14 protein-coding genes are annotated in these 20,560 nt (G+C 72.9%); 8 read left to right on the top strand and 6 right to left on the bottom strand.

Features of this window, described 5'->3' with window-relative positions:
* Positions 1-10: 10 nt before the first annotated feature.
* Genes DFJ67_RS05230 through DFJ67_RS05220 form a run of 3 tightly spaced genes read left to right on the top strand, consistent with a single transcriptional unit; the run spans position 11 to position 2,105 of the window.
* Positions 11-1,162: a 5-(carboxyamino)imidazole ribonucleotide synthase gene (locus DFJ67_RS05230; RefSeq protein ID WP_116066847.1), complete on the top strand. Its 1,152-nt coding sequence runs from the start codon at positions 11-13 to the stop codon at positions 1,160-1,162.
* Entirely contained in the window at positions 1,159-1,659 is a 501-nt protein-coding gene (gene purE, locus DFJ67_RS05225; RefSeq protein ID WP_203784382.1) for a 5-(carboxyamino)imidazole ribonucleotide mutase, read from the top strand. Before DFJ67_RS05230 ends, purE begins: the two co-directional genes overlap by 4 nt.
* Positions 1,656-2,105, top strand: coding sequence for a GNAT family N-acetyltransferase (locus DFJ67_RS05220; RefSeq protein WP_116066846.1), 450 nt, complete (start codon positions 1,656-1,658; stop codon positions 2,103-2,105). The genes purE and DFJ67_RS05220 overlap by 4 nt, the downstream gene beginning before the upstream one ends.
* 50 nt (positions 2,106-2,155) lie before the next feature.
* On the opposite strand, the gene DFJ67_RS05215 is transcribed toward DFJ67_RS05220, so the two are convergent.
* A complete protein-coding gene (locus DFJ67_RS05215) occupies positions 2,156-7,729 on the bottom strand; it encodes an SCO7613 C-terminal domain-containing membrane protein (RefSeq protein WP_147315420.1) in 5,574 nt (1,857 codons plus the stop codon).
* Between the two features lie 180 nt (positions 7,730-7,909).
* Positions 7,910-9,337, bottom strand: a complete 1,428-nt coding sequence (locus tag DFJ67_RS05210) for a UDP-glucose dehydrogenase family protein (protein ID WP_116066844.1) — start codon at positions 9,335-9,337, stop codon at positions 7,910-7,912.
* Between the two features lie 276 nt (positions 9,338-9,613).
* Between DFJ67_RS05210 and DFJ67_RS05205 the strand changes: the two genes are divergently transcribed.
* Positions 9,614-10,780 carry an acyl-CoA dehydrogenase family protein gene (locus DFJ67_RS05205; RefSeq protein ID WP_116066843.1) on the top strand — a complete coding sequence of 389 codons (1,167 nt, stop codon included), beginning with the start codon at positions 9,614-9,616 and terminating at the stop codon, positions 10,778-10,780.
* A gap of 27 nt (positions 10,781-10,807) precedes the next feature.
* Here DFJ67_RS05205 and DFJ67_RS05200 read toward each other — a convergent pair whose 3' ends face one another.
* A complete protein-coding gene (locus tag DFJ67_RS05200) occupies positions 10,808-12,235 on the bottom strand; it encodes a hypothetical protein (protein ID WP_116066842.1) in 1,428 nt (475 codons plus the stop codon).
* 62 nt (positions 12,236-12,297) lie between these two features.
* Entirely contained in the window at positions 12,298-12,948 is a 651-nt protein-coding gene (locus DFJ67_RS05195) for a hypothetical protein (RefSeq protein WP_116066841.1), read from the bottom strand.
* An 88-nt stretch (positions 12,949-13,036) separates the two neighbouring features.
* On the opposite strand from DFJ67_RS05195, the gene DFJ67_RS05190 reads away from it, so the two are divergent.
* On the top strand, positions 13,037-14,992 hold the full coding sequence (locus tag DFJ67_RS05190; RefSeq protein ID WP_116066840.1) for an acetoacetate--CoA ligase: 1,956 nt from the start codon (positions 13,037-13,039) through the stop codon (positions 14,990-14,992).
* Here DFJ67_RS05190 and DFJ67_RS05185 read toward each other — a convergent pair.
* Positions 14,985-15,674: a TIGR03089 family protein gene (locus DFJ67_RS05185; protein WP_116066839.1), complete on the bottom strand. Its 690-nt coding sequence runs from the start codon at positions 15,672-15,674 to the stop codon at positions 14,985-14,987. The two genes, DFJ67_RS05190 and DFJ67_RS05185, sit on opposite strands and share 8 nt — an antisense overlap.
* Before the next feature lie 136 nt (positions 15,675-15,810).
* On the opposite strand from DFJ67_RS05185, the gene DFJ67_RS05180 reads away from it, so the two are divergent.
* The 3 genes from DFJ67_RS05180 to DFJ67_RS05170 are packed head-to-tail and all read left to right on the top strand — an operon-like array spanning position 15,811 to position 19,157.
* Positions 15,811-16,953 (top strand): glycosyltransferase family 4 protein, encoded by a 1,143-nt coding sequence (locus DFJ67_RS05180; RefSeq protein WP_116066838.1) that lies wholly within the window; start codon positions 15,811-15,813, stop codon positions 16,951-16,953.
* 35 nt (positions 16,954-16,988) lie between these two features.
* Positions 16,989-18,092 (top strand): mannose-1-phosphate guanylyltransferase, encoded by a 1,104-nt coding sequence (locus DFJ67_RS05175; RefSeq protein WP_116075639.1) that lies wholly within the window; start codon positions 16,989-16,991, stop codon positions 18,090-18,092.
* Positions 18,093-18,119: 27 nt separating this feature from the next.
* Positions 18,120-19,157 carry a hypothetical protein gene (locus DFJ67_RS05170; RefSeq protein WP_116066837.1) on the top strand — a complete coding sequence of 346 codons (1,038 nt, stop codon included), beginning with the start codon at positions 18,120-18,122 and terminating at the stop codon, positions 19,155-19,157.
* Here DFJ67_RS05170 and DFJ67_RS05165 read toward each other — a convergent pair whose 3' ends face one another.
* Complete coding sequence (locus DFJ67_RS05165; RefSeq protein ID WP_116066836.1) at positions 19,158-20,141, bottom strand: ArsR/SmtB family transcription factor; 984 nt, start codon at positions 20,139-20,141, stop codon at positions 19,158-19,160.
* Between the last annotated feature and the right edge of the window lie 419 nt (positions 20,142-20,560).

Below are 20,560 nucleotides of genomic sequence, written 5' to 3'. Positions count from 1 at the left end.
TTTTCGCGCCATGGATTCCCGGACCGGACTGCCTGTCGTCGGCATGGTGGGCGCTGGCCAGTTGGCCCGCATGACCCACCAGGCCGCCATCGCCCTCGGCCAGTCGCTGCACGTGCTCGCGGCCCATCCCGACGACGGCGCGGCCATGGTCGCCGCCGACGTGCAGATCGGCGAGCACACTGACCTGACCGCGTTGCGCACCTTCGCCAAGGGCTGCGACGTGGTCACCTTCGACCACGAACACGTGCCGCAGGAACACATCCGCGCGCTGGCCGCCGAGGGCGTGAAGGTCTTCCCGTCCGCCGACGCGCTGGTCTTCGCGCAGGACAAGCGGCGCATGCGGGAACGTCTCACTGAGCTCGGCGCGCCCGTGCCGCGCTGGCAGCCGGTGGCCTCGGCCGACGAGCTGGCCGCGTTCGGCGAGCGGGTCGGCTGGCCGCTGGTGCTCAAGGCGACCCGCGGCGGCTACGACGGGCGCGGCGTCTGGGTCGTCGACTCGCCCGAGGCGGCCGCCGAGGTGCTGGCCAGCGGCACGGAGCTGATCGGCGAGGAGCTGGTCGAGCTGCGCCGCGAGCTGGCCGTGCAGGTGGCGCGCTCGCCGTTCGGCCAGGTCGCGGTCTACCCCGTCGTCGAGACCGTGCAGCGCGACGGCATCAACGTCGAGGTGCTGGCGCCGGCGCCGCTGCTGCCCGAGGATTTCGCGGTCGAGGCGCAGAAGCTGGCGATCGACCTGGCCACCGCGCTCGACGTGGTCGGCCTGCTCGCCGTCGAGCTGTTCGAGACGCCCGGCGGCCTGGTCGTCAACGAGCTCGCGATGCGCCCGCACAACTCGGGGCACTGGACCATCGAGGGCGCCCGCACGTCGCAGTTCGAGCAGCACCTGCGAGCCGTGCTCGACTATCCGCTCGGCGACACGGCGCTGGCCGCGCCGGTGGTGGTGATGGCCAACGTGCTCGGTGGCCCGGCCGGCGGCATGTCCACCGACGAGCGCCTGCACCACCTCTTCGCCGAGGATCCGGGCGCGCGGGTGCATCTCTATGGCAAGCAGTCCCGGCCCGGCCGCAAGATCGGGCATGTGACGGTGTTGGGTGACGACCTGGTTTCCGTCCGCGCCCGTGCGGCGCGCGCGGCCTGGTGGCTCCGCGAAGGGACACATCCGTGACGGCCGTCGGCGTGATCATGGGCAGCGACTCCGACTGGGCGACGATGCGCGCCGCGGCGGAGGCCCTCGACGAGTTCGGCGTCGGCTATGAGGTCGGTGTCGTCTCCGCACACCGCACACCCGACAAGATGATCGCGTACGCCCGGACCGCCGCCGAGCGCGGCCTCCAGGTGATTATCGCTGGGGCGGGCGGCGCCGCCCACCTGCCCGGCATGGTCGCGTCGGCCACCCCGCTGCCGGTGATCGGGGTGCCGGTTCCGCTCAAATACCTCGACGGCATGGACTCGTTGCTCTCGATCGTGCAGATGCCGGCCGGCGTGCCGGTGGCGACGGTGTCGATCGGCGGCGCGCGCAACGCCGGCCTGCTCGCGGTGCGCATCCTGGCCGCCGCGGATCCGGCCTTGCGGCAAAAGATGATCGAGTTTCAGGCCGGCCTCGAAGTGCTGGTCGCCGAGAAGGAAGCCGCCCTCAAAGCGTCGCTGCGCCCGGCTCCGTGATCCGGTTCCGGCAGGCGGCCGACCTCGACGGCTGCGTCGCGGCGCTGCGGGCGGTGCACGAGGCTGATGCGTACCCGCTGAACTGGCCCTCCGATCCTGGCTCCTGGCTGAATCCGGCGGGGCTGTTGGCGGCCTGGGTCCACGTGGACTCCGATGGCGCGATCGCCGGTCATCTCGCGGTCCAGCAGCCCGGGGAGTTGTGCCGGTTGTTCGTGACGCCTGCGGCTCGGCGCCGGTCGGTCGGCCGGGACCTGGTTGCCGAAGCGACCGCGTGGGCCGCCGCGCGCGACCTCCCGCTGACGCTCAACGTCACCGACGAGAAGCGGTCGGCCGCTGTCGCCTTCTACGAGGCCACCGGGTGGCGGCACACGCACACCGAGCCGGCCGACTGGACCGGGCCTGATGGCGGGCCGGTCACCCTGCGCCACTACCGGCTCGGCGGCTGACGCGCGTCGGTCCCGGGTGCGTCCTCCTCCGGCGTTGCCGGCCGGGCCGGCTAGCGCATGCCGCGCAGGCTGCGGATGCGTTCCTGGGCGCGGCGGCGGTTTTCGTTGTTGGCGCCGAGGACGATCAGGATGAGGCCGATCGGCAGCACCACGTAGTAGGGGCCGACCCGGGTCACCGTGAAGTGGATCGCGGAGATGCCGGTGACCACCGCGCCCACGATGACCGGCGCCTGCTGCTTGACCATCGCGCCGAAGATGAGCGTCGCGGCCGCGCCGACCAGCAGCAGCAACTCGCGGGTGTCGGTGGTGTCGCGGGTGAGCACCAGCACGGTGGTCGGCAGGAACGCCGCCACCAGCGCCGGGCCGTAGGCCAGCCAACTGCCCAGCGACGGCCGCTGCCGCAGCTCGATCATGCCGGCCAGCAGCGCCACCGCCGCGAACGGCAGCGTGTAGGCCTCCAACAGCCGCACGTCGACCAGGTTCATCAGCAGCCACCAGGCGACGACCTCGCAGCTCAGCGCCGTGTAGAAGATGACCCGGCGGCGCGACGCGCGGCGGCCCGGGCGGCCGGCGGCGATGCCGAGCACCGCGCCCCAGGCGGCGAGCAGGCCGGCCAGGTGCGGCAGCGAGTCGAAGGCGAGAGCGAACGCGATCAGGCCGGCGGCGTAGCCACTCCACTCCACTGTGGTCGCTTCTTGCAGCGCCTCGGGGCGGCGCAGCCGGGGCACCAGCGCGGCGCCGACCAGCAGGGCCGCGCCGACCGCCAGCACGCCGAACGCCGACGTGGTGCGGGGCAGGCCGGCGACCAGGCCGACGGTCAGCACGAACGCCTGCGCCATGATCGCGGCGAACAGCCAGCCGAGGATGCGGGCGCGCTGGGTCCGCCCGTACAACGCGGCGACCGCGCCGACCAGGACCGCGCTGCCGAGCGTCAGCAGCGTCATCGGCCGGGTGGCGAGGCTGCCGGACAGCCCGGCGTTGCCGGCGGCCAGGCCGATCACGAACGTCGCGATCCGGGCCGACCGCAGCGACTGCGCGAGCTCCGACTCCGGCGGCGGCGGGGTCAGCGCGAGGCCGATCATGGCGACCGCGAACACCGCGAGCGCCGCCCGGATGCTGTTGGGCCAGCCGAAGCCGAGCGACACCGGCGTGATCAGGATGGTCACCGCGATGCCGGGCAGCACGACCGGGATCGCCCGCAGCGGCCGGCCGCGGGAGAACGCCAGCGCCGCGAGGCCGGCCGCGCTGGTCAGCAGCAGCGCGGAGAGCACATTGGACGGCTCGACCGCGTCGGGTGGCGGCGAGAGCAGCGCCTCCGGCGGGCCGGCCCAGATGTGGTTGACCACTTGGAGCGGCGCGAACAACGCTTCGACCAGGGCCGGACCAAGGGCATAGAGCGCGAAGAGCGTCCCGGGTACGGCGACCAGCAGCGCGCCCATCGCCGGCTCGACCGACCACCGCCGGCCGGACAGCCCCGGGCTCCGGCGCCACGGCGTGCCGCCGAACGTGCTCCACCGGCGGACCCGCTCGGCCTCGCCGCCCGGGGAGACGGTGGCCCGGAGCAACTCGGCGAGGATGCCGAGCATGGCGGCCGCGGCCGCGTACACACCGGGTGAGACTCCGGTGGCCAGCGCGGTGCCGGCGGTCACCGTGGCACCGCCGGCGAGGCCGACGGTGGCATAGGGCAGGAAGGGCGCCATCCGGGTACGCGCCAGCGCGAGCACCGCCATCCCCAGGCTCGAGCCGGCCAGGGCGGCGGTCAGCACCACCGGTGCCGAACTGCCCACGGAGGCGGAGAAGCCGGCCAGCGCGCCCGGCAGGGCGAGAAGTGCGCCGCCGAGGGCGAGCCCGCCAATCGTGCTGAGGTGTGGCGGCGCGGCCACGTCGGCCAACGACTCGACCGGCGCGGTCACCCGGGTCACCCGCGGCCGGGTCATCGTCGCGGTGGCGGTGCCGCCGCCGGTCGGCGCACCGACGTCGGCCTGTTCTCCGCTTGGTGCTTCTCTCGGAGGCTCGCCGTCGGTGCGCGGGGAGAGCGGGTTGCGCCAGCCCGCGGTCGCGGGCCCGCCGTCGGGGCCGGCCACGATCGTCGAGGCGAGCGCGGCGACCACGGCGCCGATCAGCACGATGATGCCGAGTGCCGCCGCCGTGGTCCACGGGCGGACCACGCTCGCGCCGACCGCGTGCAGGGCGACGGCGGCCGCCACCCAGATCCGGGCCAGGCCGGCCCGCGGGTCGGCGGCCATCACCGCGGCGACGCCGTAGATCGTGGCCACCGCGCCGCCGACCACGATCGGGGAGTACCAGGGCAGGCCGAGGGCCGCCGGCGCGCCGATCGTGGCCAGGCCGACGAACACCCCGGCGACGTCGTAGGACCAGGGTCGGGGCAACACGATCGCGGCCGCGCCGGCGAGCAGCACGAGTGCGACCGGTGCCTGCCAGGAACTGCCCGCGTCGACGCTGCCCGGCCAGCGGGTCAGGTCGGCGTCCCACAGGGCGCCCGGCGTCGCGAGGATCTTCAGGCCGCCGGCGAGCGACTGGTAGCCGGCGATCGCGGCGATGACCCCGCCGCCCACCGCGATGCCCAGCGCCGGACCGCGCCGCCAGTCTTCGGGGAGCGCGCGTACGCCGATCGCGACCACCAGGATCAGCGCGGCCACCGTGGCGATCTCGCCGCCCGGCGCGAGGATCGCGGCGATCCGGGCCAGCGCGCCGATCAGTGCGGTGGTGGCCGCCGCCGACGCGTAGTCGGCGCCGTCGAGCACCCGGTCGGCCCGGCGGCCGTGGTCGATCGACGGAGCCAGGAACAGCAGCACGGCCGCGACCAGCATCAGCGCGCCGACCAGCTTGTCGGCGACGGTCGCCTGCCCGGCGGCGAACGCGGCGGCGGACACGCCCATCGTGCCCAGCACCGTGCCCACGGTCAGCGGGACGCTCAGGTGGCGCTCGGCGACCCGGTTGAGCGCGGCGAAGCTGAGCGTCGCGCAGACCGCGAGGAAGGCGGTGGCGAGGATCGGCACGGTCGCGGTGGCGCTCGGCACCGTCGCGGCCACGAAGCTGGCCACCGCGCCCGGGAAGGCGAACGCGGCACCGCCGGCCGCCCACTCGCCGACCGGCTCCGCGCCGGCGTTGGCGCGCAGGGTGGTGGTGCGGGCGGCGCCCGCGATCAGCGCACCGCTCGCGGCGATCACGAACAGCACCGCGGCGCTGAGCGAGGGCCGGGCGGCGGAGGCCCCGGCGGCGGCCAACCCGACCAGGGCGGCGCCGACCGCGTGCGCGATGCCGGCCCGCGGGGTGCGGGCCCACAGCCCGGCGACGGCGATGGCGATGGCGGCGATGGCGGCGGGCCACGGCGCGGCGGCCCAGTTGAGGTCGAAGGAGGCGGGTGCGGCCAGGGCGGTCAGCGCCGCGCCGGCAACCGCGAGCTCGCGCCGGATCTCGTGCGGCGCGGCCAGCACGGCCCCGATGGTCAGCAGGGCGGCGGCGACGGCGAGTTGCCACTGCGCGCTGCCGATGGCGGCGTCGAGGCGGGCCTCGTACCCGGTGAGATCCGCCCGCCACATCGGCAGCGCGGCGTCGATCGGCGCCAGCGCCGCGCGCAGCGTGTTGCCGGCGATCACCATGCCGATCACCAGCAGCGCCGCCGTGGAGGCGAGCTGCGGCCCGCGGCGCGAGTCGTCGGGCAGCGCCCGGACCGCCAGGCCGATCAGCGCGATGATCGTGGCGACCACGACCAGCGCGTGCCCGGGCAGCGCGACCGAGGCGACCCGACCGGCGGCACCGATGATGGCCAGCGTCATGATCCCGCCGGCGACGTCGGGCAACGGCCGGCGACGCAGCGACAGCGAACCGATCAGGCCAACGGCGGCGGCGACCACCAGGCCGAGACCGGCGACGGTCGCGGTCGGCACGGTACGCGCGTCGACCAGCCCGGCGACGGCGTAGATGAGCGCGGCACCGATGGCGATGCCGAACAGCACCCACGACATCTCGCGGAGCCAGCGGGCGGTGACGGCAGTCTGCGGCGGGGGGCCGGAGACGGGGGCGTCGGCCGGCCCGGAGTCGAGCAGCACTTCCGCTTCCTCGGCCGCGGCCTCGGGGCGGGGGCTCGGGCCCGGGTCGTCGTCGGTGCGCTGGTGTGGCGGGATCGGCGTCGAGACGATCCGGGCGACCTTCGGTCCGCCGCTGGCCGGCACCGCACCCGAGCGCGAGCCCACGCCGAAGCCGCTCTCGTCGGTGTCCGTCGCAATGGCCTCGGACTCGTCGTCTCCTTGCGCTGCCGTGCCGCCCGCCGCTCGGCCACCGGCGGCTGTCGGGCTGCCGGACCCCGCCGGGTCGCCGGCGCCCTCAGATCCTCCGGAAGCGGCTGTGCCGGCCGACCCTGCCGTCCCGCCGGGCCCTGCTGCGCCGCTCGGCCCGGCCGCGCCGCCGGGCGCGTCAGTGCCACGCGGGCCTGCGGCCCCGCCGGCGCCGGCCGCGCGGTCGGAAGCGGCCGCATCGCGCGGCCCTGCCATGCCGCCAGACCTGCTTGAGGTGGCTGACCGGTTGAACAGCCCAGGCCGGTTGAACGCGCCCGGCCGGTCGGTGGGTGGGTCGTCGGCGAGCGGCGGTGTCACCAGGCGGCCCGACCAGGCCGGCGGGACCAGGGCGCCGAAGGCCGCGTATTGCCGCGCCAGCCAGACGTCGAGGGCGGCCACGGCCGCGAGCGAGAATGCCCACCCCGTCGACCCGGTGATCCAGCCGTGGGTGAGCAGCGGTATCACCGGTTGGAGCGCCAGCACCGTGGCGTAGCGGGGCACGCTGAGCCCGGTGGCGCCGGCGTAGACCGCGGCGACCGCGGCCGTCGCCGCGAACACGATGCCGGCGAACACCTCGCCGGGCACCGGGCCGTGGCGCACGTCGGGCACCAGGTAGAACGCGTAGCCGATCAGCGGCACCAGCATGAGGCCGACCGCGGAGATGGTCTCGGCGGTGGAGCTCAGCCGGCGGGCGCCGATGAACGGTGCGACGCCCAGCATCAGGCCGGTGGCGCCGATCAGGATCGCGAGCCGGCTGATCGCGCCCTCGGTGACGCCCGCGAAGACGACGGCCGCGGCGCCGAGGAGGAGGGCGCCGAGGCCGAGGTAGACGTTCTGGATCTCGCGCGTGGACGCCTCTGGGGGCGGCCCGTCGTCGTCGAGGTCCATCACCCGGGGTGGCGGGGGCGGCTCCGGCGGCGCGGCCGCGCCGGCCTGCTGCCGCGGGATGCGCGAACCGCCCGGGCCGCCCGGGCCGCGTGGGCCGCGCGGTGCGGCGGTGGGCGGGACGCCGGTCTCGGCACCAGCGGTGGGTGGCCGGCGGAAAACCCGGCGGCGTAGCACCCGGCGCGGCTTGCCGATTTGTTGCTTGAGCCGTTCCTGGTTGGCGGCGTTGAGGATGTCGCGCTGGAACTGTGCGGCCTGCATGCGCTGCGCGAGCAGCCGCTGCTCGCGGGCGACCTGGATGTCCTGCTTGCGGATCTCGGCGATCTCGCGCTCGATGCGGGCCACCTCGTCGGCCCATCTGCCCTGCTCAGCGTTGCAGTAGGGGCAGCGGGGCGCGGGATCTATCTCCCGGCCGCAGGAGGGACACGGATACCTTTCCATCGCACCTCTCCGCGGCAGGACAGTGACGCCTATACCGAAGCATGCCCATAGCGGACGTCGATTGAACAGTCCCTTTGGGCGTGTCCGGACGCGACACCCGAAATCGGTGACGTCCCTCCAATGTGAAAGGGCGCCCCGGGGAATGGAACCCCCGGAGCGCCCTTCGGCAGAAAAGACGCCTTACGGGCGACCCATCCCGCGGTAGACCCAGCCGGCCTGGCTCCACAGGGTGGCGTCGAGGCAGTTGCGGCCGTCGATGACCTTCTTGCCGGCGACCAGCTCGCCGAGGGCGACCGGGTCGGCGTTGCGGAAGTCGGCCCACTCGGTCAGCACGCAGACCAGGTCGGCGCCGGTGACGGCGTCGTTGAGGCTCGGCTCGTAGGTCAGGTCGGGCGACGCCTTCTTCGCGTTGTCCATGCCCTCCGGGTCGTAGACCCGCACGTCGGCGCCGGCCTTCTGGAGCAGCCCGGCGACGGCCAGCGACGGCGCGTCGCGGATGTCGTCGGAGTTGGGCTTGAAGGTCGCGCCCAGCACCGCGATCTTGGCGCCGGACAGGTCGGGGCCGGCCGGGCCGGAGCGGCGGCCGAGCAGGTCGGCGGCCAGGGTCAGCACCCGGGTGCGGCGGCGCAGGTTGATCAGGTCGACCTCGTGCAGGAAGCGCAGCGCCTCGCCGGCGCCCAGCTCCTGGGCCCGGGCCTGGAAGGCGCGGATGTCCTTGGGCAGGCAGCCGCCGCCGAAGCCGACACCGGCCTGGAGGAACCGGTTGCCGATCCGCGGGTCGTAGCCGATCGCCCGGGCGAGCTGGGTGACGTCGCCGCCGGCGACCTCGCAGACCTCGGCCATCGCGTTGATGAACGAGATCTTGGTGGCCAGGAACGCGTTGGCGGCGACCTTGACGAGCTCAGCGGTCGCGAAGTCGGTGATCACCAGCGGGACCTCGCGGTCCTCGGTGGCGGCGAGGTCGAAAACGCCCTTGTGCGCGGCGTACAACAGGCCGTTTGACCAATCGCTCTTCACACCGACGACGATGCGGTTGGGGCGCAGCACGTCTTCGACGGCGAACCCCTCCTGCAGGAACTCGGGGCTCCAGGCGACCTCGACACCCAACTCCGGCGCGACGTGCTTGCCGACGAGCTGCTCGATCCACTCGGCGGTGCCCACCGGCACGGTCGACTTGCCCACGATCAGCGCCTTGCGGCTCAGGTGCTGGGCCAGGCCGACGACCGAGGTCTCGACGTAGGTCAGGTCGGCGCCCATGCCGTCGGCCCGCTGCGGGGTGCCGACGCAGATGAAGTGGACGTCGCCGAAGTCGGCGGCTTCCTTGTAGTCGGTGGAGAAGCGCAGCCGACCGGCGGCGATGTTGCGCCGGAGCAGCTCGTCGAGGCCGGGCTCGTGGAACGGGACGACGCCGGCGGACAGGCCGGCGATCTTCGCCTCGTCGACGTCGAAGCCGAGCACCTCGTAGCCGAGCTCCGCGTAGCAGATGGCGTACGTCGCACCCAGGTAACCGGTGCCGAGGAAGGTCAGCCGCGGGCGGGCGGCTCCGGACGGGGGCGTCACCGCCGCGATCGCCGGCATGGGCTGGGTGTTCGGGTACGGGATCGTCACGCCTTGGTTCTCCGCTCACGCTCGGCGGCGCTACTGTGCGCCACGTCGTTGTCGGGGCTGGTCGCGCCAGCGTGGCGCGTCAGTTAGGACATCTGTTCTTGTCGCCCGCCGGAGCGGGCTCGCCTGCATGCGCAGGCGAGGATAGTGCGTGAGCCTACCCACCGTGCATCCGAGCCAAGGTTACCGGCCGGTATTCTCAAGGCTGGGCCGGATAGTCACATGCCCGACGCACGCTACCGGTGGCGCTCACCGCCGGCCAAGGGGAGGGCCGCAATCATGACAGACACTTCGTTCGATGTTTACCAAATACCCGAAGAGCACGGGATCATCCGGGCAGCGGTACGCGAAGTGTGCGACGCCAAGGTGGCGCCCAACGCGGCTGACGCGGACGAAACCGGCGAGTTTCCCAAAGCGTCCTACGAAGCGTTGCGCGCCGCCGACTTCCACGCGCCGCACATTCCGGTCGAATACGGCGGTGCCGGCGCCGACGCCCTCGCCACCGCGATCGTCATCGAGGAGGTGGCCCGCGCCTGCGCGGCGTCATCGCTGATCCCCGCGGTCAACAAGCTGGGCACGATGCCGTTGCTGCTGGCCGGTTCCGACGCGGTCAAGGCCGAGTTCCTGCCGCCGGTCGCCCGCGGCGAGGCGATGTTCTCCTACTGCCTTTCCGAGCCCGAGGCGGGCAGCGACGCCGCGTCGATGACAACCCGGGCCGAACGCACGGCGACCGGCTGGGTGCTCAACGGCGTCAAGCGCTGGATCACCAACGCCGGCGTGTCGGAGTTCTACACGGTCTTCGCGGTCACCGAACCGACCGCGCGCTCCCGCGGCATCTCCGCCTTCGTGGTGTCCAAGTCGGATGCCGGCGTCTCGTTCGGCGCGCCGGAAAAGAAGCTCGGAATCAAGGGCTCCCCGACTCGCGAAGTTTACTTCGACAATGTGCATATTCCGGATTCGCGCCTTATTGGCGAGCCGGGCACGGGCTTCGCCACCGCGATGCGCACCCTCGACCACACCCGCGTCACCATCGCCGCCCAGGCCGTCGGCATCGCGCAGGGTGCTCTCGACTACGCCCTCGGTTACGTCAAGGAGCGCCACCAGTTCGGCCAGCCGATCGCCGACTTCCAGGGCGTGCAGTTCATGCTCGCCGACATGGGCATGAAGCTGACCGCGGCGCGCGAGCTCACCTACGCCGCCGCCGGTCGCTCGGAGCGCGGTGACGCCGACCTGACCTACTTCGGTGCCGCGGCCAAGTGCTTCGCCTCCGACGCCGCCATGGCGATCACCACCGACGCGGTCCAACTCCTGGGCGGTTACGGCTACACCCGCGACTACCCGCTAGAGCGGATGATGCGCGACGCCAAAATCACCCAGATCTACGAGGGTACGAACCAGGTGCAGCGCATCGTCCTGGCGCGCCAACTCCTCAAGGGCGTCATCTAGCCGCGATCTGGCCGCGTCCCGCCGGCGCTACAGCCGGCGGGTCGCGTCGGGGTCGGTGGGCGGCGTGGTCGGCGTGCTGTGCCCGGGTGGCGGGTAGGCCGCCGGTGGTGGCGGCGAGCCCCTCAGCGACCGGGTCGCGCCGTCGTTGTCGTCGGATCGGTCGCGCAGCACGGTGGTCTCCTCGTCGCCTTCGTCCTCGCGCGGGCTCAGCAGCGTGGTCTCCTCGTCGCCGGCAGTCAGCCGCGTAGTCTCGTCGCCGGTCGGGGCCGGCGCCGCGGTCGGCTCCGGCGGTGGCGACGCGAGCCGGGTGGTCTCGTCGCCGGCCGCGGCCGCGGTCGGTTTCGGCGGCGGTGGCGCGAGCCGGGTGGTCTCGTCGCCGGTCGCGGTCGGTTTCGGCGGTGGTGGCGCGAGCCGGGTCGTCTCGTCGGTCGCCGGCGCTGGCGAGAGCCGGGTCGTGGCGTCGGCCGCCTCGCTGGCGTCCGGCTGGCGCGGCACGTGCGGGGTGAACTGCGGCGGAGGCGGAGGCGTACCAGGCGCGCCCGCGCGGGGCGGTGGCACCGGTGGACTGGACAGGCTCATCCCGGGCTGCGGTGCGGACGCCGGTCCAGGCGGAGGCCCGGTCTGCGCGGTGGGCGGCGGCGTGAACGGCGCGTTGGGCGGCGGCTCGCTCTGCGCGATGGGCGGCGGGGTGAACGCCGGGCCTGGCGGCGGCCAGGTCTGCCCGACCGGCGGCGGCGTGAACGGCGCGTTGGGCGGTGACCCGCTCTGCGCGATCGGCGCCGGCGGCCCCGGATGGGCGATGGGCGGCGAGGCCGGCATCCCCGACGTGGGCGCTGCGGGCATCCCTGACGTCGGCGCTGCTGGCGTCCCGGACGTGGGCGCGACCGGCGACCCGTACCCCTGCCCATAAAGCCCGGGCGGCGCGAACGGCGCCGCCGGCGAGCCCGGCGCCGCGCCGAAGCCGGGTGAGGTCGGATAGGCGGAATGCGCCGGCTGATATGCCGCCGGCGGCCCGACCGGAGCACCCGGATAAACCACCTGATGTGGCACCGGCACCGGCGTGGGATATCGCCGCCACCGCCGTGGACTGGTCACCGTCAGCAGCAGCAGCGTGCCGACCACCGGCCCGACCGCGAGGATCGGGTTGACCAGCCCGGCCGAGCGGTCGAAGACGTTGACCCCGAGCAGGTCGGCGAACAAGCCCTGGTCGAGCGCCGCCCACACGCTGAGGCCGATGAAGGCCAGCCCGGCGACGCCCGGCCCGACCGGCGACAGCCGGGTCAGCACGAGCAGGGTGAGCAGCACGCCGGCGGCGGCCAGCGCCGCGAACCCGCCGAGCAGCCGCAGGCCGACATCGCCGACGCCGCGGCCGACCTCGCTCGTCCCGTAGCCGGACAGGACCCAGATGGCCGGTGCGAGGACGAGCGACAGGACCAGTGATCCGAGATGACGCATCGGGCCTCCCTACGGGGTAGGTGATCCGCACCGTACCCCGGGAGAGTTCCGAACTCTGTCGCCTATTCGGCCGTACCGTCCGGCCGGTAGGGAGCCGGCGGTGACGACCACGGTGACTGTCCGGCGGTCGGCACGTCACCAGGGCGTGGACTGCCGAAGGATGCCGGCGGTTCGGCGGGCGGGTAGGCCAGCGTCGGCGGCCGGGTGTCGGGGTCGGCCGGCAGCCCGGTGAACAGGTCGGGGTCGGTGTCGTCCAAACCGGACCCGCCGCGCGTGCCGGCGAACGCGACCGGCCAGCGCCGCCAGCGTTGCAGGCTGAACGCCGCCATCGCGAGCAGCAGGCCGAGGAAGAACAGCGTGCCGTTGTCGAGCGGCAGGCGCAGCGGCAGCGGGTCGCCGAACAGCCGCCAGCCACCCGGCACCGCCGACCGGACCCGCAGCGGTGCGATGAACATGCCGACGTAGGGCGCCATCAGCAGCAGCCCGGCGACCAGTGGCCCGAGCGGCGACCAGCGCAGGGTGGCGAGCACGCCGAGGGCGATGCCGGCGGCACCGAGGTAGACCGCGGGCTCGATGAGCCGGGCCGTGTTGAACGTGGACGTATCCGCCCACGTGGTGATCGTCGAGGTCGATCCGTCCTGGCCGAGCGCGAGCAGGATCCAGACCAGCGGTGCGGCGACGATGCCGGCGAGCAGGCTCCAGAGATGACGCACGCGAGCACCGTACCGGAGGGGGTTGCGGACCGTGAATGTGTGCGCGGCACCCACATGCCCGCCGCCCCGGATGGGGGAGGATGGCGGGATGAGCAACGAGGTTTTGTGGACGCCGCCGTCCGACGTACGCGAGACCAGCCGGATCGGTCACTACCTGCGCTGGCTCGAACGCGAGCGCGGGCTGACCTTCGCCGACTACGAGGCGCTCCGGCAGTGGTCGGTCCGGGATCTGCCCGCTTTCTGGGGTTCGATCTGGGACTACTTCGAGGTGGTCAGCCACACCCCGCCGACCGCCACGCTCACCGAACGTAAGATGCCCGGCACCCGCTGGTTCCCCGGCGCCACGCTCAACTACGCCGAGAACGTGCTGCGGATGCCCGGCCGGGCCGGCGACGACCCCGCGGTGATCGCGCACGGCCAGACGCGTGCGCCACAGACCCTGACCAAAGATCAACTTCGTGACGCTGTACGCCGCTGCGCCGCGGGACTGCGCCGGCTCGGTGTCGGGCAGGGTGACCGGGTCGCGGCATACGCGCCGAACATCCCCGAGACCTACGTGCTGATGCTGGCCACCGCCAGCCTGGGTGCCGTGTTCTCGTCGTGCGCGCCGGAGTTCGGCACTCGCAGCGTGTGCGACCGCTGGCAGCAGATCGAGCCCAAGGTCCTGGTCGCGGTCGACGGTTATCGCTACGGCGACAAGCCGGTCGACCGCCGCGCCGAGGTCAAGGCGATCCGCGACGCGCTGCCGTCGGTCGAGCACCTGGTGCTGATCGACTATCTGGAGCCGGGCAGCGAGTCGGGCTGGGCCGACCTCACCGCGCCCACCGACGAGCCGCTGACCTTCGCGGCGCTGCCGTTCGACCACCCGCTCTACGTGCTCTACTCGTCGGGCACCACCGGCCTGCCCAAGCCGATCGTGCACGGGCACGGCGGCATCCTGCTCGAGCACCTCAAGATGCTGGCGCTGCACCACGACCTCGGCCCGGCCGACCGGTTCTTCTGGTTCACCACGACCGGCTGGATGATGTGGAACTTCCTCGTCTCGGGCCCGGCGGTGGGCGCGACGATCGTGCTGTTCGACGGCAACCCGGCGGCACCGAGCCTCGACACGCTGTGGGCGCTCGCGGAAGACACCCGAATGACGTATTTCGGCACTTCTGCGCCGTTCCTGCTGGCTTGTCGCAACGGCGGCCTGCTGCCCCGCGCCGACCACGACCTGAGCGCCCTGCGCGGGCTCGGCTCGACCGGTGCGCCACTGCCACCAGAGGGCTTCGCCTGGGTGTACGCGGCCGTCAGCGACACCCTGCAACTCCAGTCACTGTCCGGTGGCACCGACGTCTGCACCGGCTTCGTGGGCGGCGTTCCGCTGCTCCCGGTGCGCTCCGGTGAGATCGCCTGCCGGGCGCTCGGCGCGGCGGTCGAATCCTTCGGTCCCGAAGGAATCCCGGTGGTCAACCAACTCGGCGAGTTGGTGATCACCGAGCCGATGCCGAGCATGCCGGTCAGCTTCTGGAACGACCCCGACGGCAGCCGCTATCGCGAGGCCTACTTCGACGTTTACCCGGGCGTCTGGCGACACGGCGACTGGATCACCATCAACGGCCACGGCGGCTGCGTGATCACCGGGCGCTCCGACGCGACGCTCAACCGCGGTGGCGTACGCCTGGGAACGTCCGAATTCTATTCGGTTGTCGAGTCGCTGCCGGAGATCGCCGACTCGCTGGTCGTCCACCTCGAAGATTCTGAAGGCGGCGCCGGTGAGCTGCTGCTCTTCGTGGTCACCACCGACGGGCGCGATCTCGACGGCGACCTGACGGCCAAGATCGCCAAGGAGCTGCGCACCGCCCTGTCGCCGCGGCACGTGCCCGACTCCGTCTACCGCGTCCCGGGCGTGCCGCGCACGCTCAGCGGCAAGAAGCTCGAGGTGCCGGTCAAGAAGATCCTGACCGGTTCAGCCGTCGACGACGCCGCCGCCAGGGGCGCGCTAGCCAACCCGGAAACGCTGGCCGCGTTCGAGAAGCTGGCCCGCGAGGGTGTCAGCTGAGGTCGCGGGTGACCTGCTCGCTCTCGATCCGGCCGGGCAGCTTCGCCCGGTCGAGGTTGCCGCACAGCACGATGCTGGCGCCGGCGGCCAGCGGGGCGAGCAGCCACTCGCGCGGGTCGGGCCGGGTGGCGGTGTCGATCAGCACCCGGTCGCCGGGCTTGAGGTCAAAAGGGTCTTCGACGGTCTCGTTGGCGGCACCTCTTGGATACCCGCCGAAGACGTCGCCGAACGCGCGGACCGCGATCACGTAGTCCTGCCAACCGGGCGGCACGTTACGCAGCGGCAGGGCGAGCGGGGCCAGCCCCAGCGCGTAGCGGTCGCCGGCCGGCCAGCCTTCCGCCTCGGCGACCCGGCCCGTCGCGGCGAACAGCACGTCGACCGGCTCCGGCGAGGTGGCCACCTCGACGCCGGCCGCCCAGCAGCCGAGCAGCACGGCGGCGCTCTGCCAATGTGGCGGGAGTAGCACCCCGGCCCGGTCGCCCTCGCCCAGTCCGGAGCCGTCGACCAGCAGGTTGGCGGTCTTTTCGACCCAGTTGTTCAGCGTGGTGCCGGACAGCTCGGTGCGGTCACCGGACGCGTCGTCGTACCAGGTCAAAAGCGGTCTTGTCGGATCTCGCCGGACAGCGGCGGCGAACATCCTGGCGATCTCGCCCCCGCTGGGCACCGCATTTTCCTCTGGCATTGTTCGCACCTTACCCACTAGCCATCGATCGTTTGCCGTGTCGTGACGGTGTCACCGGCTCCGGGCCGTCGCAGGCCCAGCGTAGGCTTGCGCCATAGTGGCCTGGCACACACCGCACCCTTGAGGAGCCCGCACCGTGACTTCCGGTCCGCCCCGCGTACTCGTCGACGCCACCAGCGTGCCCGCCGACCGCGGCGGAGTAGGCCGCTACGTCGACGGACTGCTAGGAGCGCTCGGCAAGGTCATCGGCACCGAGGTGGAGCTGGCCGTCGTGGGCCTACGGACGGATGCGGAGCGTTACACCCGGATGCTGCCGGCGGCCGAGGTGGTCGCCGCGCCGGCCGCCGTCGCGCACCGGCCCGCCCGCCTCGCCTGGGAGCAGACCGGCCTGCCGCTGCTGGCCCAGCAGGTCGGCGCCGACGTGCTGCACTCGCCGTTCTACACCTGCCCGCTGCGGGCCGGCTGCCCGGTGACGGTGACCGTCCACGACGCCACGTTCTTCACCGAGCCCGAGCACTACGACAAGTCGCGCCGCACGTTCTTCCGCAGTGCGATCAAGACCTCGCTGCGCCGCGCCCACCGGGTGATCGTGCCGAGCAAGGCCACCCGCGACGAGCTGATCCGCCTGCTCGACGCCGACCCGACCCGCGTCGACGTGGCCTACCACGGCGTCGACCCGATCGCGTTCCACCCGCCGACGCCCGACGAGAAGGCCCGGGTGGCAGCCCGGCTGGGCCTCGCCGGCACCAACTACATCGCCTTCCTCGGCGCCAAGGAGCCGCGCAAAAATGTGCCGAGCCTGATCCGCGGCTGGGTCAAGGCGGTGCACGACCGGCCCAACCCGCCCGCGCTGGTGATCGCCGGCGGCCAGGGCCACGACGACGACATCGACCGCGCGGTCGCCGACGTGCCGGGCCACCTGCGCCTGCTGCGCCCGGGCTACCTGCGCTACGCCGACCTGCCCGGCTTCCTCGGCGGCGCGCTGGTGGCCGCCTACCCGTCCTTCGGCGAGGGCTTCGGCCTGCCGATCCTCGAGGCGATGGCGTGCGCGGTGCCGGTGCTCACCACGCCGCGGCTGTCGCTGCCCGAGGTGGGTGGCGACGCGGTCGCCTACACCAGCGAAGACCCCGACCAGATCGCGATCGACCTCGCCGCACTCCTCGATGACGAGCCCCGCCGCGAGGCGTTGGCCAAGGCCGGCTTCGACCGGGCGAAGGAGTTCACCTGGGAGTCGAGTGCCGAGGTGCACATCGCGGCCTGGCAGCGGGCCCGGGCATGACCGAGGCCTCACCCGACGTCCGGCATGATGTCGCGATGCGCGCCGTCATCCTGGCCGGCGGCAGCGGCACCCGACTGTGGCCGTTGTCCCGGCTCCACCAGCCGAAGTTCCTCCATCCGCTGTCCGGCAGCCCGTTGTCGCTGCTCCAGGCGACGGTCGAGCGGGTCGCGCCACTGGCCGGCCCCGAGCACACGATGGTGGTGACCGGCGCCGCCCACGCGGCCGCCGTGGCCCGGCAACTGACCGCGCTGCCCGAGGAAAACATCCTGGTCGAGCCCTCGGCCCGCGACTCGTGCGCGGCGATCGGCTTGGCGGCGGCCCTGATCGCCCGGCACGACCCGACAGCGATCATGGGCGCCTTCGCGGCCGATCACCTGATCACCAACCCGGCGCGCTTCGTCGACGTGGTGCGCTCAGCGGTTGCCGGTGCGTCGCAGGGGCTCCTGATGACCATCGCGATCACGCCGACCCGGCCGGAGACCGGCTACGGCTACCTCCGCTGCGGCGACTCGGTTGGTCCCGGCCCGGTGCGGATGGTCGAGGCGTTCGCCGAGAAGCCGGCCTACGAGTTGGCCAAGCAGTATGTGGAGTCCGGCGACTACCTGTGGAACGCCGGCATGTTCGTCTGGCGGGTCGACGCGTTCCTCGCCGAGCTCTCGCGTCAGCAGCCCGCATTGCACGAGGGCCTGTGCCGGGTCGCCGCCGCGTGGGATTCTCCGTCCCGCGACGAGGTCCTGACGGTCACCTGGCCGACGCTGACCAAGATCTCGGTCGACTACGCGGTGATGGAAGGCGCGGCCGCGGCCGGCCGGGTCGGCACCGTCCCTGGCGACTTCGGCTGGACCGACGTCGGCGACTTCCAGACCCTGGGCGAGGTGCTGCCCGGCGACGCGCGCGGCAACGTGGTGCTCGGCGGCAACGACGACCACCCCGGCGAGAAGCCCGGCGTGCTGCTCCGCGACACCGACCGCCTGGTCGTCGTGCCCAACTCGGGCCGCCTGGTGGCCGCGCTCGGCGTCAGCGACCTGGTGATCGTCGACACGCCCGACGTGGTGCTGGTCTGCTCCCGCGAACGCTCCCAAGAGGTCAAAGCGCTGGTAGACGACCTCAAGGCCCGTGGCGACGAAGGCTTCTGCTGACTGGAGCGTTGTCCCTAGGCTGATCGCATGACCGCACCGCTGCGCCATGTGGAGCTGACCGTCGCCGGCAACGAGGCGAGCGACCTGCTGCCCGTCCTCTCGCCCGACCTGCTGGCGGCGCACGGCGCCCGGCGTGGGTTGTGGACGGTGCTCGACGAGGGCCCGGTCGAGGCCTGCGTGGCGCTGCTCGTGCAGTTGAACGACGGCAGTTGGGCGGCGCACCACCAGGGCTTCGACGCCGGCCACGAGGCCGGCCGGACCGAAGACGGCGAGGCGCTCGCACACCGCGACGGCTGGGTCTACGTGATCGGCTCCCACTTCGGCTCCAAAGGGGGCCCGCTGCGCCCCAAGCGCGCGTTCTTCGCCCGATTCCGCGAGGCCGACGCCGCCCACGGCGTGGTCAAGCTCAACGTGGTGCGCAACCAGTTCCGGCTGCACCGGGCGATCAACGACGCGCTGGCGGCGGCCGACATCGACCCGCTGCCGCCGGGCGAGCGGGTGCACCAGCGCTTCATCCTGGAAACCCAGACCCGCGGCACGGAGAAGGCGAAGGGCTGGGTTTCCCGTCTCCTAGCCGGTGACCTGCCGCTCAACGTCGAGGCCGCGGCATTCACGCCCGCTGGGACGCTGCTGCTCGGCCTGCGCTTCCCGGTGACCACGGCCGGCGAGCCGATCATGGTCGAGATCGAGGGCGTCGAGGGCATGTTCGACGCCGACCCGCGAACCTGGCCGTCGGTCGTCCGCGCGTACGCCCTGACCGGCGTCACCCCGCCCGGCTCGCTCACTGGCTTCCGCGCGCTGACCGCAACCCCGTCCGGTTTCGAGGCGGTCGTGGGGTCCATCGACGCGCTAGGCAAGGGCTCGGTGCTGCTCGACGACCACCCGACCGGCGGCGAGGTCACCTGCACCCACGTGCGCTTCACGCTGGGCCCCGATGCGGCGGTCGCCGGCGAGGTCGTCGACGACCTGGCGCCGTTCCACAACGTCGAGGGCCTCGCGGTGGTGGATGGCGAACGCACCTACGTGACTGACGAGGACCACCGCATCGCCCTGTGGCACGACTAGCTATTCGAGCATTGCCCGGCCTAGCGGCGTGAGGGTGTGCAGCATGGTGTTGCCGTCGCGGCGGCTGGCCAGCAGGTTGGCGTCGCGGAGCACGGCGGTGTGCTGGCTGGCGGCGGCGAGGGAGATGTCGAGCCGGCGGGCGATCTCGCTGGTCGAGCAGCCGTCGCCGACCACTTCCAGCACGCGGGCCCGGGTGCGGCCGAGCAGTGCGGCTAGCGCCCGCTGGCGGCCGGGTTCGGGCGGCTGGTCGAGCCCACCGAGCCGCTCGACGGGATAGACCAGAACCGGAGGAAGATCCGGATCGACGAGCGTCACCGGGGTACGCGCACAGAAGAACGCCGGCACCAGCAGCAGCCCGCGCCCGTCGAGGTGCAGTTCCCGGCTGACCGGGTAGTGGCGTACCTCCAGCACGCGCCCGTCCCACCGCATGGCCGGCCGCAAACTGGCCAGCAACCCGTCGGCGCCGTCGGCGAGCATGGCCCGGGCCCGCAGGCCACGGTCGGCTTCGACCGCACTCTCGATCCGGCTCCAATAGGGAGCGATCGCCAGCGAGCGGTAGGTCTCCATCGAGTCGGTGAGATGACGCAGCGCGGCGGTCTCTCCCCGGGCCAGCCCCGAGACACTGGCCGGCAGCCGGTTGCCGGCCGAGAGCAGCGTCAGGTCGCGCCGCAGATGGCTGGCCGGCGTCGACCGAATGGCGTCGAGGCCGGCGCCAAGCCCCGCCCGGCTGGCGAACGGCGTGAGGAAGTCGGGGAAATAGCCCTTAGGCGGGTTGAGCGCGAAGAGCGTCCGAAGGTATTCGGCCCGCTCCCGGTCGCGCAGCTCGCTCGCCACGTCGCGCCGCCAACCGCCCAGCATCGGATCGCGGTCACGCCTTCGGGCCTGGATGAATTGCAGGCTGAGAACCGTTTCCCACACCGGATCGGCCCCCGACGCGACCCGCGTGCGCGCGACATCATCACGGGAGAAGAAGATCCGCAGCACGGTCTCGAGGACTCCGTGGGTAGCAGCTGGCGGTCGGGGGCCCTCAGCCTACCGGCTGACCTCCATGTTTCAGCCCAGCCTGAAACTCCTCGCGCTCGACGTGCGGCTTGGCCATGCTCGTGTTAGCGCCCACATCCCGTTGGGCGGCATTGCCGTCCGGCCAGCCATCAACGAGGGCCCGCGACCACGCGTCGTGGAGGTGGCGGCCGGACGTTCTTGCGCGATTGCCTCTCCCCAGGCGGTCGCTTTCCGGCACCACCCGCCGCGACGTGGGGGCACGGCGGGTGGTGCCGGTCCCGTTGCCCACCTGCCGTGTCCAAACTGATCGGGGGCAGCGGTCCGGCTTTACGCCAGGACTGCTGCCCCCGATCGGTTTGTGCGGCTCGCGGCGGCGGTCGGGTTTACGCGCCGCTGTGCTG

Origin of the sequence: Asanoa ferruginea (assembly GCF_003387075.1) — a bacterium.
Lineage (GTDB): Bacteria > Actinomycetota > Actinomycetes > Mycobacteriales > Micromonosporaceae > Asanoa > Asanoa ferruginea.
The sequence above is the reverse complement of the archived record's forward strand: the minus strand, read 5'-3'. Positions and strand labels throughout refer to the sequence as shown.

Coding starts and splice junctions, on each gene's coding strand:
- DFJ67_RS05175 (WP_116075639.1), top strand. CDS start 16,989: ATGCGCGCCGTCATCCTGGCCGGCGGCAGCGGCACCCGACTGTGGCCG.
- DFJ67_RS05190 (WP_116066840.1), top strand. CDS start 13,037: ATGAGCAACGAGGTTTTGTGGACGCCGCCGTCCGACGTACGCGAGACC.
- DFJ67_RS05205 (WP_116066843.1), top strand. CDS start 9,614: ATGACAGACACTTCGTTCGATGTTTACCAAATACCCGAAGAGCACGGG.
- DFJ67_RS05215 (WP_147315420.1), bottom strand. CDS start 7,729: ATGGAAAGGTATCCGTGTCCCTCCTGCGGCCGGGAGATAGATCCCGCG.
- DFJ67_RS05170 (WP_116066837.1), top strand. CDS start 18,120: ATGACCGCACCGCTGCGCCATGTGGAGCTGACCGTCGCCGGCAACGAG.
- DFJ67_RS05230 (WP_116066847.1), top strand. CDS start 11: ATGGATTCCCGGACCGGACTGCCTGTCGTCGGCATGGTGGGCGCTGGC.
- DFJ67_RS05200 (WP_116066842.1), bottom strand. CDS start 12,235: ATGCGTCATCTCGGATCACTGGTCCTGTCGCTCGTCCTCGCACCGGCC.
- DFJ67_RS05185 (WP_116066839.1), bottom strand. CDS start 15,674: ATGCCAGAGGAAAATGCGGTGCCCAGCGGGGGCGAGATCGCCAGGATG.